This is a genomic window from Anaerotignum sp. (genome assembly GCF_030625865.1).
Classification (GTDB): Bacteria; Bacillota; Clostridia; order Lachnospirales; family Anaerotignaceae; genus Chakrabartyella.
The window spans coordinates 1-14,960 of the sequence record NZ_DAOUQB010000019.1 but is presented as its reverse complement, the minus strand read 5'-3'; the positions used below and the strand labels follow the sequence as shown (position 1 = coordinate 14,960).

Annotated in this window: 14 protein-coding genes; 13 read left to right on the top strand and 1 reads right to left on the bottom strand. The window is 40.1% G+C overall.

Translation table 11 applies throughout. The annotated features are described in order from the left end of the window. The first annotated feature begins 150 nt into the window (after positions 1-150). The 13 genes from P9Q65_RS07070 to P9Q65_RS07010 all read left to right on the top strand — a co-directional run bounded on the left by P9Q65_RS07070 (position 151) and on the right by P9Q65_RS07010 (position 14,503). Positions 151-1,803, top strand: a complete 1,653-nt coding sequence (locus P9Q65_RS07070) for an HlyD family efflux transporter periplasmic adaptor subunit (protein WP_304508673.1) — start codon at positions 151-153, stop codon at positions 1,801-1,803. Positions 1,804-1,835: 32 nt separating this feature from the next. Further along, the gene (locus P9Q65_RS07065) at positions 1,836-2,534 is read left to right on the top strand and encodes a YggS family pyridoxal phosphate-dependent enzyme (protein ID WP_304508672.1); all 699 of its coding nucleotides are present in this window, start codon (positions 1,836-1,838) and stop codon (positions 2,532-2,534) included. Positions 2,535-2,573: 39 nt separating this feature from the next. After that, on the top strand, positions 2,574-3,089 hold the full coding sequence (locus tag P9Q65_RS07060; protein WP_304508671.1) for a cell division protein SepF: 516 nt from the start codon (positions 2,574-2,576) through the stop codon (positions 3,087-3,089). A gap of 15 nt (positions 3,090-3,104) precedes the next feature. Continuing rightward, positions 3,105-3,392: a YggT family protein gene (locus P9Q65_RS07055; protein ID WP_304508670.1), complete on the top strand. Its 288-nt coding sequence runs from the start codon at positions 3,105-3,107 to the stop codon at positions 3,390-3,392. A gap of 15 nt (positions 3,393-3,407) precedes the next feature. Beyond that, complete coding sequence (locus tag P9Q65_RS07050) at positions 3,408-4,199, top strand: YlmH family RNA-binding protein (protein ID WP_304508669.1); 792 nt, start codon at positions 3,408-3,410, stop codon at positions 4,197-4,199. Positions 4,200-4,214: 15 nt separating this feature from the next. Then, positions 4,215-4,694 carry a DivIVA domain-containing protein gene (locus P9Q65_RS07045; RefSeq protein WP_304508668.1) on the top strand — a complete coding sequence of 160 codons (480 nt, stop codon included), beginning with the start codon at positions 4,215-4,217 and terminating at the stop codon, positions 4,692-4,694. A 310-nt stretch (positions 4,695-5,004) separates the two neighbouring features. Then, positions 5,005-5,484, top strand: a complete 480-nt coding sequence (lspA, locus tag P9Q65_RS07040; RefSeq protein WP_304508667.1) for a signal peptidase II — start codon at positions 5,005-5,007, stop codon at positions 5,482-5,484. Position 5,485: 1 nt separating this feature from the next. Then, on the top strand, positions 5,486-6,400 hold the full coding sequence (locus P9Q65_RS07035; RefSeq protein ID WP_304508666.1) for an RluA family pseudouridine synthase: 915 nt from the start codon (positions 5,486-5,488) through the stop codon (positions 6,398-6,400). Between the two features lie 17 nt (positions 6,401-6,417). After that, positions 6,418-7,347 carry an aspartate carbamoyltransferase catalytic subunit gene (locus P9Q65_RS07030; RefSeq protein WP_304508665.1) on the top strand — a complete coding sequence of 310 codons (930 nt, stop codon included), beginning with the start codon at positions 6,418-6,420 and terminating at the stop codon, positions 7,345-7,347. Further along, positions 7,344-8,615 carry a dihydroorotase gene (locus P9Q65_RS07025; RefSeq protein ID WP_304508664.1) on the top strand — a complete coding sequence of 424 codons (1,272 nt, stop codon included), beginning with the start codon at positions 7,344-7,346 and terminating at the stop codon, positions 8,613-8,615. The genes P9Q65_RS07030 and P9Q65_RS07025 overlap by 4 nt, the downstream gene beginning before the upstream one ends. 22 nt (positions 8,616-8,637) lie before the next feature. Then, the gene (gene smc / locus P9Q65_RS07020; protein WP_304508662.1) at positions 8,638-12,195 is read left to right on the top strand and encodes a chromosome segregation protein SMC; all 3,558 of its coding nucleotides are present in this window, start codon (positions 8,638-8,640) and stop codon (positions 12,193-12,195) included. 641 nt (positions 12,196-12,836) lie between these two features. Further along, entirely contained in the window at positions 12,837-13,775 is a 939-nt protein-coding gene (gene ftsY, locus P9Q65_RS13300) for a signal recognition particle-docking protein FtsY (protein ID WP_334307197.1), read from the top strand. Between the two features lie 11 nt (positions 13,776-13,786). Beyond that, positions 13,787-14,503, top strand: a complete 717-nt coding sequence (locus tag P9Q65_RS07010) for a suppressor of fused domain protein (protein ID WP_304508660.1) — start codon at positions 13,787-13,789, stop codon at positions 14,501-14,503. Positions 14,504-14,591: 88 nt separating this feature from the next. Here P9Q65_RS07010 and P9Q65_RS07005 read toward each other — a convergent pair. After that, a partial coding sequence (locus tag P9Q65_RS07005) for a hypothetical protein (protein ID WP_304508659.1) occupies positions 14,592-14,960 on the bottom strand: 369 nt, incomplete at its 5' end.

Here is a 14,960-nt window from a genome sequence, read left to right as displayed (position 1 = left end):
AATCATGGAAATGCGTCATTTTATCGCAGTTTTAAGGGAAGCAGAGGGAAGTGTGGAACTTCATGGATTTTTTTTTGTTTACCTTACATGAAAAGTATTATATAATATTGTGATAGAATTTGCTTGATAATGATGATAAGGAGGATTTCAATGAAAAAAGACTCCTCAAAAAATAGAAAGAAAAGGCCTCCTCAAGGCGCAAAACAAAAGGTGCAAAGGCAACAGGCACCTCAGGCCCGACGTACATATCCGATTAAGGGAAATTTATATCAGATAGACTCTGCTTACGCACAGGCCAGAGGAGAACGAGGGGACGGCAAAGCCTTGCCGCAAAGAGTAAAACCAAAAACAAGAAAAAGAACAAGGCGGGTTCGAGTAAATCGAGTTTTGCCTATGTTTGTGTTTATTGCCATTGCAATATATCTCTTTGGGCAGATGATTACCATGTCTGCCAGAAGATCAGATATAGATGTGGAAACCGTTGGTTATGGCGGTGTTGATACGCCACAACGGTATACGGGACTAATTGTACGAGATGAATATGTAGTTAGCAGTGACCGCACAGGGCAGCCCTTTTATCAGTTTGCTGAGGGGGAGTATGTTTCAAAAAATGCGGTGGTTTGTACGGTGAAGGATACAAGTTCCACAACGGATATTGAGGATAAGCTGGACAAGCTAGATAAGGATATTTTGAAAAACCAGAAGAGTCGTTCGGATTTATCTGCCTTTTCCGAAGATGTTGCCAGAATAGAAGATAAAATTCAGCAGGTTGTGGATTCTAATGCAGGCAAGACTCTAAAAACTGATCTAAGCTATCTTTATGATATGAAGGAACAAGTGCAATCTTTTATGACCCAAAGGAATGAAATTTGGTTTACGGAGAGCGTGGAAAGTCTTTCTCAATTAACAGAGGAAAAATCTCAATATGAACAGAAATTGGCGCAAAATTTGAGTTCTATACGTGCCAAGGAAAGCGGTGTTCTAACTTTCTGCTATGATGGCTTGGAGGAAACTTTATCCCATGATACCCTTGACGGGATTAAAAAAGCACAGGTTGGAGATAGCAAGACGACGTATATTTCAAAAGCAAGCACTGTTTCTGAGGGTGACCCATTATTTAAAATAGTTACCAGCAATCAGTGGTATATTGTTGCTTTTTTACCCAATTCTGAAGTTGTGAATTGGGAAAAAGGAGAAAACAAAACATTGAATTTACAGCTTGATGATGATGTAATTAAAATTAACACAAAGATTGAGTTGCTAGAAGCCGGTGAACAGGAAACAAAGATTGTTTTTTCCAGCTATGAGCAGATGGATTCTTTTATAAGCGAGAGAGTTTTGGAATTTTACTTGGAGGAAACAACGATTGAAGGATTAAAGGTTCCCAACGATGCTATTGTTGAAAAATCCCTGCTTCGTGTTCCAAAAGATTGTATTACGGAGAGCATGGGTAACAAAGGGGTTCTTTTGGTTAATGGTGGGAATGCAAAATTTTTACCTGTTTCCATTGTTTCCTATGATGATGAAAATGAATATATTGACCAAAGTGGGCAGTTAAAGTTGGGAGATGTGATATTGCAAGGCACGGGAGAAAGTGCAGTCCAATATAAGGTTTCCGATTTAACTCCGAAGGCAGGGGTTTATGTTGCAAACAGTTCTATGGCAAAATTTGTATCCATTGATATTTTAGATCAAAATCAGGAATATGCCATTATCCGCTCAGGAACAACTTATGGGTTACAGGCCTATGATTTGATCGTATCTGATGCGAAAAATATTACAGAGGGACAAGATCTTTATTGATATATGAATTCAGAAGAAAGGAAGGAAAAAGTATGAGTCATATTGCGGAAAATATTAAAGAAGTTGAGTCTAAAGTCGCAGCTGCCGCAGAAAGAAGTGGCAGAAAGAGAGAAGATATTCTTCTTTTGGCTGTGAGTAAAACACAGACGGTAGAGACAATCCGCCAGGCAGTGGAATGTGGATTAACTGCTCTTGGTGAGAATAAGGTACAGGAAATTATGGATAAGTATGAGCCTATGGGAGAGGGGGTACATTGGCATCTCATTGGTCATTTGCAAACCAATAAAGTAAAATATATAATTGATAAGGTAGATATGATTCATTCTGTGGAAAGTCTAAAGCTTGCGGAAGAAATTGAGAAACGGGCAGCTTCGAAAAACAGGGTTATGGATATTTTAGTAGAAGTGAATATGGCAGATGAGGAAAGCAAATTTGGTATTACACCACAAAAAGCAGAAGCGTTTATTCGTGAGCTTTCAAAAAAGGAGCATTTACGTGTCAGAGGGTTGATGACTGTGGCACCTTTTGTTGAAAATTCAGAAGAAAATAGGGAATATTTCCGCCAAATGAGACAATTACAGGTTGACATCAATGCAAAAAAAATTGATAATGTAGTAATGGACGTACTATCCATGGGGATGACTGGTGATTATGAAATTGCTATAGAAGAAGGTGCGACCATTGTTAGAGTAGGCACGGGTATTTTTGGTGAAAGAGATTACTCCAAGTGAGGAAAATAAAGAAAGAAACGATTAGGAGGAAGCAGACAAGTGGCTAAATTATTCAATAAAATGAAAGACTTAATGTTTGGCGAATATGATGATGATGAATACTACGAAGATGAGGAATATGATGTTCCCGCAAGGGAAATGGTACCCAGCAGCTATGGGCTTAGGGACGTTTCCAGAGAGATGGAGTATTCTGCCCCGGCACCTCGTAAAATGACTGCAAAAGGAAACACACAGGTATATAGCATTAATACAAGTGTGCAGATGCAGGTTGTGATTATCAAGCCCAGTTGCTATGAAGATGCACAGGAAATTTGTGACCAAGTTAAAACCAAAAGGCCTGTTGTTGTAAATCTTGAAAAGGTTGAGTATCCTGTGGCTCAGCGCATTATGGACTTTTTAAGCGGAACTTGCTATTCTTTAGAAGGCTCTATTCAAAGAGTTGCGAATAATATTTTTATTATTGCTCCGGAAAATGTTGATATTTCTGGGGACTTTAAGGAAGAACTGAAAACAAAGGGAGTTATCCTTCCTTGGGTGAATGGTAGTAGTAGATAAGGTGGGTTAAAAATATTGGAAAATATACAATTTTTACTAACGAAAGCGGTTGACCTATTTTTTTATGTCATGGAGCTTTTGATCTTTGGGCGAATTATTCTTTCATGGCTGCCATTAGGATTTAATAACCCCATTGGACAGTTTCTTTATAGCATGACAGAGCCGATTTTAGGTCCTTGCCGTAGAATGCTGGATAAGTCTCCTCTTGGCGGAGGAATGATGCTGGATTTTTCCCCTATCATTGCTTTAATCTTAATGATGCTTGCAAAGCAGCTGATTTTGGGGCTGATTACCATGCTGTAAGGGCAGGGTGATTTTGTGAATAAGCAGGAGATGCTAAAAGGCATTTCGGACCAGGAAGAAAGATTTCTTTTTGCAAAGGTGTTAGATCAGGTGATATTTGCATTGAAGCGCCATGAACCACAATTTACGGATTTTATGGATTTGGCAAAATGTGAGCGGTGTATGGAACGGTTGAAAGGTGTTGTTGACTTAGAAGTACATTCATTTGGCGGTGTAGAGGACACGGAGCGGATGTTGCTTGGATTGGCACCAAGAAATAGGATGATTTCTAAAGAGGAGTTTCCTATCATAGCCTTAAGAATTGTTCCGAAAAGCAAAAAGTTTGGGCAGACGGATTTGAGCCACAGAGATTATCTTGGTTCTATCCTTGGCTTAGGCATTGAAAGGGGAAAAGTAGGAGATATTTTGGTTTCTGAGGAGGGAACAGTTTGCTTTGTTTCTGAAGATATGGCTGAATATATCCAAACAAATTTAGACAAAGTTTCAAAAACAGCAGTTACTGTGAAAAAGCTTGATCAGGCACAGGTTTTCGCCCCGAAGCGTACTGAATTTCGACGTATTACTGTAGCATCATTGCGATTGGATGCTGTTTTGGGAGAGGCATTGCACCTCTCACGAGGGAAAGCACAGACGCTGATTTCAGGCGAAAAGGTAAACGTAAATTGGTCTGCTGTTACCAATACATCATACATATTAAAAACAGGAGATATGGTTTCTGCTCGAGGGTTTGGTCGTTTCCGTGTGGGTGAAGTTGGCGGAAGGACCAGAAAAGAGAGAATTGGGTTGGAACTGGAAGTGTACATTTGATAAGGGGGTTTTTGCGTGATTACACCGAATGATATTGCTACCAAGGATTTTAAAAAAGTTGCTGTTGGGTACTCTCCGGAAGAGGTAGATACTTTTTTGGATGATCTTTATGAAGATTATGAAAAGCTTTATACGGAAGGAAAGAAAGAGAAAGAGCAGATAAGTGAGTCTGTTTCCCAAGCAGAGCAGTTTACCGATTTACATAAAACCTTGGAACGCACGTTGACTTTGGCAGAGGCCGCAGCAGAACAAACAAAGGCAGCGGCGAAGGAAGAAGCCGAATTGATTGTGAAAAACGCAAAGATTCAAGCAGAGGAAATTTTACAAATGGCCAGAACGCAAAACTACGAATTGGAGCAGGAATCGGTTGCGTTGCAAAATCGCTACGAATTAATGCGTACAAGAGTGAAGCTTTTATTATATGCTGAAATTGAATTGTTGGATAAAAATGAAATCCTTGCAGAAAAGGATGAAGAAAGAAAAGCAAACGAATAATAAGCCAAAAAGCGGCAGACAGAGTTATAAGCCGCTTTTTCTGCGGTTTGAAAGATTTATATTATCCACAAACCAAGGAGGCATCTAAAATAAGCTGTGACATAGCATTTTTGCTGCCACGGCTATTTTGCATTTTAATGTAAAAGTGATTTTCAGCCGTATAACTCGTTCTATAACTAGAATAATTGATTTGAGGATACGGGAAAATATATTTTGGTAAGATAACAAAGGCGAAAGCGAATGTGTTTGTTATAAAAAATAAGATGTAACTGGCGTTTCGTGAAAAATAAAATAAAAGGATGAAAGAATTATGTGGTTAATACCTGCAATAACAGCAGTAATTTTAATTGGAGTGGATCAGGCAACAAAATACTTGGCATTGGTAAATTTGAAGCCGATCAGCTCAATGACCTTGGTAGATGGTTTTTTGAATTTAACATTTGTGGAAAATAGAGGTGTAGCTTTTGGTATGTTTTCAGGCCAAAGATGGTTCATTCTGCTACTGACAGCGGTGATTACCGTTGTTTTACTTTATTTTTACGGGAAGCTGCCAAAAACAAAGGAGTATAAATTTGTTCGTATGGCAATGGTACTTGTATTTGCAGGTGCAATTGGAAATATGATTGACCGCGTTTTCCGCGGATATGTGGTGGATTTTTTTGAATTTGACTTTGTCCGTTTTCCGGTATTTAATGTGGCGGATATTTTTGTTGTCGTGGGTGTTTTTATATTGGCATTTTTGATTTTATTTGTCATAAAAGAGCCAGAAGAAAAAAAGAAGGATGAATGATATGGAATATTTTACATTTGGGGCAGAACAGGAAGATGCTGGTTGCCGTATAGATGTTTTTATTGCTGAAAATATGGAGAGCCTATCCCGAAGTGGAGTGCAACGATTGATTGAAGAAGGCCACATCCGCTTAAACGGTGCTGCTGTAAAGGCGAATTATAAACTACGAGAAAAAGATATCATAGATGTTGAAGTTCCTGAAGCAAAGGCAGTGGAAATTTTGCCGGAAAATATCCCCCTGGATATTCTGTATGAGGATAAAGATGTTATAGTTATTAATAAGCCTCAGGGTATGGTGGTTCATCCTGCACCCGGGCATATGACAGGTACTTTGGTAAATGCGTTGCTATACCATTGCAGAGATGAGCTTTCGGGAATCAATGGGGAAAAACGTCCAGGAATTGTGCATCGTATTGATAAGGATACCTCTGGGGTTTTAATGATTGCAAAAAATGACGTTACCCATCAAGCCTTGGCAGAGCAGTTGGCAGAGCATAGCATTACCAGAAAGTATAATGCCGTTGTTTTTAACGGTTTTCAGGAGGAAGAAGGAATAGTGGATCAACCCATTGGTAGAAACCCGCTGGATCGAAAGAAGATGGCGGTAACACAAAAGCATAGTCGCAGAGCGGTAACCCATTATCGAGTCTTAGAACGTATGGGTAATTACACTTTAATTGAGGCACAGCTGGAAACGGGGAGAACCCATCAAATTCGTGTGCACATGACGTTTATTGGACATCCTCTTTTGGGAGATATGGTATATGGTCCCAAAAAGCAACCATTTCACTTGGATGGACAGGCTTTGCATGCCAGGGTTTTGGGGTTTATTCATCCTGGAACAGGACAATATATGGAATTTGAGGCACCTTTACCGGAAAATTTTGAAAAGTTACTGATGCGCTTGAAAGTTTAAGTTTAGGAGGGTCAAAAATGCCGCTGATAAAAAAGGATTTTTTTGGTCTAAAAGACCTGTCTGCGGACGATATACGATATATTCTTGGTACGGCAGAAACGATGAAATATATTTTAAACCAAAAAGATAAAACATCACCCCATTTAAGAGGAAAGTCAGTTATTATTTTGTTTTATGAGCCTAGTGCAAGGGCAAGGCTTTCTTATGAATTAGCGGCGAGGCATTTAAGCGCCAGTGTGGTTGATATGACCAGTTCCATTCAAAATAAGGAATTTGACAGTCTTTTGGACATGGGCCAGTTGGTAGATCAGATGGGGGCAGATTTTATTATTTTGCGCCATCCTAATGCGGGAGCACCTCAGCTCCTGGCAAGTGCGGTTGAGGCATCTGTAATCAATGCAGGAGATGGTTTTAACGAAAACCCGGGGCAGTCCTTACTGGACTTAATGACAATTAAAGAGCAAAAAGGCGGTTTTGAGGGGCTAAGGGTTGCCATCGTTGGAGATTTGATTCATAGTCGTGTATCCAAAAGCAATATTTGGGCACTGACCAAGCTTGGGGCTGAAGTTCGAGTTTCAGGACCTCCTACCTTGATTTCCCCTGAAATAGAAAAGTTTGGCGTGGATGTTTATTATGATGCCCGTGAGGCGTTGAATAATGCTGACGTTATTTTAACCACTCGGATGCATAAATTCAGTCAAAATTCTATGGTTTTGCCCTCCTTAGATGAATACAAAAAATTTTTCCGTATTGATGAAGCTTTGTTGCGCTATGCAAAAAAAGATGCCATCGTCATGCATCCGGGCCCTATTCGCCGTGGAATTGAGATTTCAGCCGGCGTGATTAATGGTCCCCAATGTATTATTAATGATCAAATTGCCAATAGTGTTGCTGTTAGAATGGCAATTTATTATAATTTGACTCAAATCGGAGGTGCTTTTCGGTGAAAACATTATTGAAAAATTGCTATATCGTATCTCCGGGTTTTCGAGAAGATGAATTATATGATATTTATGTGGTAAACGGCATTATCGAAGAAGTAGGCAAGAATCTAGAAATAAGCGATGCAAAAATAATGGATATTGGTGGAAATACGGTCTTACCGGGGCTTATTGATATGCACTGTAATATTTGCGACCCGGGGTTTGAATATTTGGAAAATATTGAAACAGTTTCCCGTAGCGCGGCAAGAGGGGGCTTTACCACAATTACCTGCGAGCCCAATACCGATCCTGTGATTGATAATAAAACAGTTGTGGAATACATTGTATCGAAATCAAAAAATCATTCTTTGGTGAATATATACCCCTATGGCAGCATGTCCATTGGTTGCAAAGGACAGGAAATGGCTGAAATTGGAGAGATGTTTGATGCTGGAATCGTTGGCGTTTCCGATGGCGATGAGTTTACGGATGAGGCGTCTTTCTTACGAAATGTGATGCTTTATGTGAAAATGTTTGATATGCTTGTGATTACCCATTGTGAGGATAGAGGACTATCAGGCAGTGGCGTAATGAACGAAGGATTTGTGGCATCTTGCTTGGGTTTGGCCGGTATGCCGAGAGAGGCAGAAGAAGTCATGGTGGCCAGAAATATTATTCTTGCGGAAAATACAGGAGCAAGGCTTCATGTTGCCCATGTCAGTACAAAAGGCTCTGCCCAATTAATTCGGGAGGCAAAAAGAAGAGGTGCCAAGGTAACCGGGGAAACTTGTCCTCACTATTTCCTTTTGACGGAAGAAGAAGTGGAAAATTATAATGCCTTAGCAAAAGTAAATCCCCCTTTACGTACCAAGGATGACGTGGAGGCGATATTAAATGGCATTGCCGATGGAAGCATTGAGGTCATTGCTTCTGGGCATAGCCCATCGAATGAGGGAGACAAAAATAGGGTATTTACCAGTGCTGATTATGGAATTTCATCTTTGGAAACAGCATTTTCTTTAAGCTATACAGGCTTGGTAAAAACGGGGATAATAACTTTTTCCAAATTAGTTGAGTTGATGAGTACAAAACCTGCGGAGATATTAAAGCTGGAGAATAAAGGGCATATTGCAAAGGGAAAAGATGCGGATTTGATTGTGGTGGATTTGCGCCAAAGTTATCGCATTGATCCCAAGCATTTTGCATCAAAAGCAAAATTTTCACCCTTTGCGGATTGGGAAGTACGAGGCAGAGTGATTTATACCATGGTAGGCGGGAAATTAATTATGTAATAGAAATAAATGAGGTGCAGCGATGTATTTAAAACGTTTGGATCTGCAGGGCTTTAAGTCCTTTCCCGAAAAAGTGAAATTAGAGTTTAACCAAGGCGTTACAGCGGTAGTTGGGCCAAATGGCAGTGGAAAAAGCAATGTTTCCGATGCCGTTCGTTGGGTTTTGGGAGAACAAAGAGCAAAAAGCCTCCGCGGAGATAAAATGGAGGATGTTATTTTTGCGGGAACAGAAAACAGAAAACCTCTCGGTTTTGCAGAAGTTTCTATTATTATAGATAATCAGGACCAAAAATTGCCATTAGAATATACGGAGGTTCAGGTGACCAGAAGAGTATTCCGCTCGGGAGAGAGCGAGTATCGGATTAACGGTACGGCTTGTCGCTTGAAGGATATTCAGGAACTTTTTATGGACACGGGCGTTGGCAGGGAAGGCTATTCCATCATTGGTCAGGGCAGAATTGATGAAATATTAAGCTCAAAGGGTGATGAACGCCGTCGTATTTTCGAGGAAGCGGCAGGGATTGTAAAATACAAAACCCGGCGGAATGAGGCAGTAAATAAACTTGAGAGGGAACAGCAAAATTTGGTTCGTGTGGATGATATTATCGGGGAGCTTGAGGTGCAACTTGAGCCTTTGGAACAGCAAAGCCAAAAAGCAAAGCGTTATCTGGCATTTAAGGAAGAGCTGAAACAGGCAGAGGTTGTATCTTTTTGTAAAGATATGGTCGGTATGGAGCAAGACTTAGCGAAGCTTCTTGAGAGTAAAGAAGTAGCTGAAAATCAGTTACAGAATTATATTGCTCAAGCCGAAAGCAGTAAAAAAAATACACAGCGTTTAAAAGCAAAATTGGAAGAATTGGATGTCCTTTTACAGCAGCAAAATCAAGAAATGACAGATCTTCGTACGGAAAAAGAGCGTAAAGAGGGCGAAATTCGTCTGACGGAGGAACAGCAACAAAATGACAAGGCAAACCTTGAGAGAATTCGTGGTGAAATGTTACAAAAGCAGGAGCAAAAAGCAGAAAATGAAAATCAGTTGGAACTTAGCAACAGCCGCAATACTGCTTTGTGCATAGAAATGGAGCATCAACAGGACAAGCTTTCTAAATTGGAGCACGAGTATGCATCCCTAAATTCGGCTTTGCACCGTGATGAAACACAGGCAGAAACGTTTAAGGATGAAATATTTGAACAAATCAAAATTGGAACAGAGGCAAAAGGTGAAATTGCCAAGCGAGAGGCGTTAAGAGAACAATTTTCTGGTCGTATGAATCAGCTGCAAGCTGAAAAAACGCATTTGGAAAGTAGGCTCCATCAGTTTGAAATACATATACAGGTTTTAGAGAAGCAGGAAAAAGAGATGAAAGAGAATATCTCTTTTATGGAGAAAGAACTTCTCGCCTTAGAACAAGACCGTGCGGAAGCTCAAAGAGAAAAGGAGCGTATACAGGTAAGTCTTGCAAAGGAGGAAAAAGACCTTTCCCAAATTCAATCCAGATTATCGGTTTTGGTGGAAATGGAAAAGGAAAATGAAGGCTTTTTTCATAGCGTAAAGAGTCTGTTGAATTTGCCTGATAAGGATAAAAGAGGAATCTGTGGTGCCGTTGGGCAGTTATTAAGAGTGGATGAGACTTATGAAGTTGCCATTGAAGCTGCCTTGGGCGGGGCGTTGCAAAATGTTGTTACCAAAACGGAAGATGATGCCAGAGAGGCAATTCAATATTTAAAGGCAAATCATTTGGGAAGAGCAACATTTCTGCCCATTTCTGCCGTAAAGGGACGTACGTTTGAAGGCAGACCATCTATTTTGGATGAGGCGGGTGTCATCGGAACAGCATATGAATTGATTAATTTTGATGAAATCTATCGGCAGATAGTCGAGAACTTGTTAGGGCGTACTATTATTGTGGAAAATATAGAGCGGGCTGTTTTACTGGCAAAGAAATATAAGCATCAGTATAAAATGGTGACTCTGGATGGTGATATTTTAAACCCTGGTGGTGCCATGACAGGTGGTTCCAGACAGAAAAAAGCGGCTCATATTTTCAGCCGTAGTAGGGAAATCCGTTCTTTGCAGGAAAAGGCAGAGAACACAAAAAAAGTGGTCAATGATTCACGAGAAAAATTCAACCTCTTCCAAGAGGATATTACGGATATTGAAGAGCAGATAGTGGAAAAAAGGTTAGAATTACAAAAAATGACCGTAACCATGAGCAGCAGCCATGGAGATAAAGAAAAAACAAATCATGATTTTAATGAAAACAAAGAGCGATTACAACTAATTGTATTAGAGGAAAATCAGTTGAAAGAGCAACTATCAAGGGCGGAGAAAGATATTCAGTCAAGTAAAGATGCCTTTGCACTTTCCGAAAGCAAAATAGAGGAAGTGAATGCAGAGCTTTTAAAGTTTCAGGATAGTTTAACCGGTGAAAAGGGAAAACGTGATACTCTAATGGAAGAAATTACGGGGATTCGAATCAGTATTTCCAAGAATAGTCAGAGCATTTCCAATATTGAAGAAACTATTTTGAGACTAAATACAGAAAATCAAAGCTTATTACAGCAAATAAAAGAAGCAGAGAAAAAAGTCGCTTTTTTTGTACAAAGTAGTGAGACGAAGGAAAACCAAAAAATAAAGTTGCAGGAAGAGTCTTGTGCATTGGATAACAAGGTGATTGTTTTGCAAGATGCATATGGAAAAATTGCAGAAGAAAAAATAAGTATCACCCAAGAGTCTGAAACAATGGAACAAAGAGGGACAGAAGTGAGGGAGTCTGCGCGGCAGATGGAAAATGAGTTATTCCGCCTTGAAACAAAAAGAGAGAAGATAGAGGAAGAAAAAATACGCATTACTGCCCAAATGTGGGAAGAATATGAAATGACCTATCGCATGGCCCAGGAATATACAGAAGGTAGACAAAATGCTGAGGTAAGCCGTTCTGTGAAGGAAATAAGGACGGATATTCGTACTTTAGGAGATGTAAATGTTGCCGCAATTGAGCAATTCAAAGAAGTGAAGGAAAGATATGGATTTTTGACCCAGCAAAGGGCGGATATTATTGAGGCAGAAGAGAAACTTAGGGGAATTATTGATGAGCTTTCTATGTTGATGGAAAAGCAGTTTAGAGAGCAATTTCAGGTGATTTCTCAGAACTTTAGTCGTGTATTCCAAGAAATGTTCGGTGGCGGCAAGGCGTACTTGAGATTGCTGGATACAGAACGAGTGCTGGAATCACCCATTGAAATTGTGGCCCAGCCCCCCGGTAAAAATTTGCAAAATATGCAACTACTTTCCGGCGGTGAGAGAGCATTAACGGCAATTGCAATTTTGTTCTCTATTTTGCACATGAAGCCATCTCCCTTTTGCATTTTGGATGAAATTGAGGCAGCGTTGGATGATGCAAATGTAAGTAGGTTTGCCCAGTATTTAAAGAAATTTGCTAAAGATACGCAGTTTATTGTAATAACCCATAGAAAGGGTACCATGGAATATGCGGATGTAATGTATGGTGTAACTATGCAGGAAAAAGGGATATCCAAATTAATATCAGTGGACTTTTCAGTGCAAGATGCGATGTAATTGGAAATATAGAGTTAGAGGTGAAAACAATGGGATTATTTGATTTTTTTAAGAAAAAAACACAAGAAGAACCTTTGCCGGAAGAAAACAAAGAGGGCGTAATGGAAATGGACGGGATTGAGGTTGAAACGCCTCAGGATGAAGCCCCGGGATTTGTTTTGGAGGTCGAAGAGGGCATTGATAAAACGACTGCTGTGAATCAGGCTGTTGGCAAGGCAATGGGAGCGGAAAACATTCAAATTTTCCGTGCCAACGAGGATACCCTATATCAAGAAACAGAGCAAGCAGCGGATGCTTTACAGGAAGAGACGGAAATAGAAATCACCATGGATAATGGAGAGGCATTTACGTCACAAAACGACGAAGAAGCCATTGCCTTTGTTGAGGCTGTTTCGGATTTGGCAACGGAAATGCTTGAAAAGCCAAACGGGGAAGAAGAGCTCATGGTTACAACGACACAGGGGGATTGCTTTGTAGAAGAAACAGCAGAGGAAGCAGAAGCCTTTTTGGAGGAATTAACAGACTTTGTTGGAGAAGCCTTGCAAGAGGAGAAAGCAGAAAAGGTAGATTTTCAGGAAGAGCCTGTAGCCATAGAGCCTGATCAGGACAAAGAGGAAGATTCGGTGGAAATGCCTGTGGACATGGAACCCCAGCCGGAAGAAAAAAAGCTGGGCTTTTTTGCAAAGTTGAAAGCAGGTCTCGATAAAACGCGAAAAAACATCATGGGTGGCGTGGATGCTGTGTTAGGCGGTTTTACGAAAATTGATGAGGATTTGTTCGAGGAACTTGAGGAAGCCCTGATTATGGCAGATATGGGTGTGCAAACGACAATGAACATTGTGGAAAACTTGCGCAAGCGTGTTAAAAAAGAGCATGCAACGGATCCTTCCTTAATAAAAGGAATGCTTGCAGATGAAATTACTGCCATATTATCAGAGGGGGTTCAGGAAGAAGAGTGTCTTCCAAACCCATCGGTTATCCTTGTTATTGGTGTAAACGGCGTTGGAAAAACCACGACTATCGGTAAACTGGCAAGTCGTTATAAGGCAGAGGGTCGTTCTGTTTTATTGGCGGCGGCGGATACTTTTCGTGCGGCGGCCATTGACCAGCTTGAGGTTTGGGGTCAGCGGTCTCAGATTGAGGTGATTAAGCATGAGGAAAACTCTGATCCTGCCGCAGTGGTATTTGATGCAGTTCATGCGGCAAGAGAACAGAAATGTGATCTGTTAATTTGTGATACTGCAGGACGTTTGCATAATAAAAAGAATCTTATGGAAGAGTTGCGTAAAATTGGAAAGGTTATCGAAAGAGAGCATCCCCAAGCCCATAAAGAGGTCTATTTGGTTCTGGATTCTACAACAGGGCAAAATGCGCTGCAACAGGCAAAGCTGTTCCAAGAGGTTGCAGATATTACTGGAATTGTATTGACAAAGCTGGACGGTACGGCGAAGGGCGGTATTGTAGTTGCCATTAAAAGCGAATTGCAAATTCCTGTACGCTATATAGGCGTTGGGGAAAGTATAAATGATTTGCAGAAATTCGATGCCAGAGAGTTTGCCAAAGCATTATTCGGGGAATAGGGAGGGGTACCATGGAAAATCATAAAAATTTTTCTGAGGTTCATTATAAAGAGCCGAAAAAAACAGATAAAAAAAGACCTGTTCGAAAAACAGCCTACGAGAAGGAAATTGATAAGCATATGAAAACGCTATTCCCTGATCGTGAGGAGCGTGTTTTTTATGAGCAGAATTCCGATTTTTTGCAAATAGATATTCATCTATTAGAGGCGCCTACAAAAAAGGATTTTCATGTTCTCTATACAGTAGGGATGAGTGCATTGCCAATGACTTTGCCGGAAGATTTATTGCCCAAATTCAAAGATTTGGAACGAGGGGAGTTAATGTTACTGTTGCCTGCGGAATGGAGTTTACCAATTCCTGAAGATGGCAAGGTGGATAATCGTTTATGGTGGCCTGTGAATTTAATGAAGTATCTGGCTTATTTTCCCCATGAATATCATACATGGATTGCCTTTGGCCATACGGTTTCCAACTCCGATGATTATGTTCCTTATGATGAAAGCACCAAGCTTTGCGGGGTAATGCTAGGTTCATTGCAAGAAGAAATCAGCATTTTGCGGGGAAAAGACGGAACACAAATTAACTTTTATACGTTGATTCCCTTATACAAAGAAGAGATTGAGGGGAAACAAGAGAAGGGCACAGAAGCTTTAATTACCAAATTATCAGACGTAAATGGTTTTGGTATGATTGTTTTTCCCGATAGACCTAATGTTTGGGAAAAATAGAAAAGGCTTTATATATATGGAAAGTGTTTAAAAATTATGGCGTCGGTGCTTCTTTAAGCTTCGACGCCATATGTTGTCTGTTTCTATATTATTTGCAAATAAGTCTATAATTTGCCGCTAGGATGTAATAAATTCCACCTTGTGTTTGCTGTTGATATAGGTGATAGTTATTGATGGAATGTATCATTTCTTCAACGGGTTCTCGGAAATTTAGCATATCATTTTTTTCATGGGGGTCATAATCATAATTCCCATGGTATAAGTACCCTTCCAAGCGATTCTTAAATATTTTTTCCATCAGGCTGATTTTTGCTGCGGGATCAAAAATTTCATAAAGTCCAAATAACTCTGCACCAATGAAATTATCAAAGCAATTCACTTCAAAGTCAATGGCTATGACTTGTTCAAAAACAATGGTTGCATTGGTGGGAATATCCTCTTTAGCAAAATATTTTAT

Coding starts and splice junctions, on each gene's coding strand:
- P9Q65_RS07065 (WP_304508672.1), top strand. CDS start 1,836: ATGAGTCATATTGCGGAAAATATTAAAGAAGTTGAGTCTAAAGTCGCA.
- P9Q65_RS07035 (WP_304508666.1), top strand. CDS start 5,486: ATGGAATATTTTACATTTGGGGCAGAACAGGAAGATGCTGGTTGCCGT.
- P9Q65_RS07030 (WP_304508665.1), top strand. CDS start 6,418: ATGCCGCTGATAAAAAAGGATTTTTTTGGTCTAAAAGACCTGTCTGCG.
- smc (WP_304508662.1), top strand. CDS start 8,638: ATGTATTTAAAACGTTTGGATCTGCAGGGCTTTAAGTCCTTTCCCGAA.
- ftsY (WP_334307197.1), top strand. CDS start 12,837: ATGGAACCCCAGCCGGAAGAAAAAAAGCTGGGCTTTTTTGCAAAGTTG.
- lspA (WP_304508667.1), top strand. CDS start 5,005: ATGTGGTTAATACCTGCAATAACAGCAGTAATTTTAATTGGAGTGGAT.
- P9Q65_RS07010 (WP_304508660.1), top strand. CDS start 13,787: ATGGAAAATCATAAAAATTTTTCTGAGGTTCATTATAAAGAGCCGAAA.
- P9Q65_RS07070 (WP_304508673.1), top strand. CDS start 151: ATGAAAAAAGACTCCTCAAAAAATAGAAAGAAAAGGCCTCCTCAAGGC.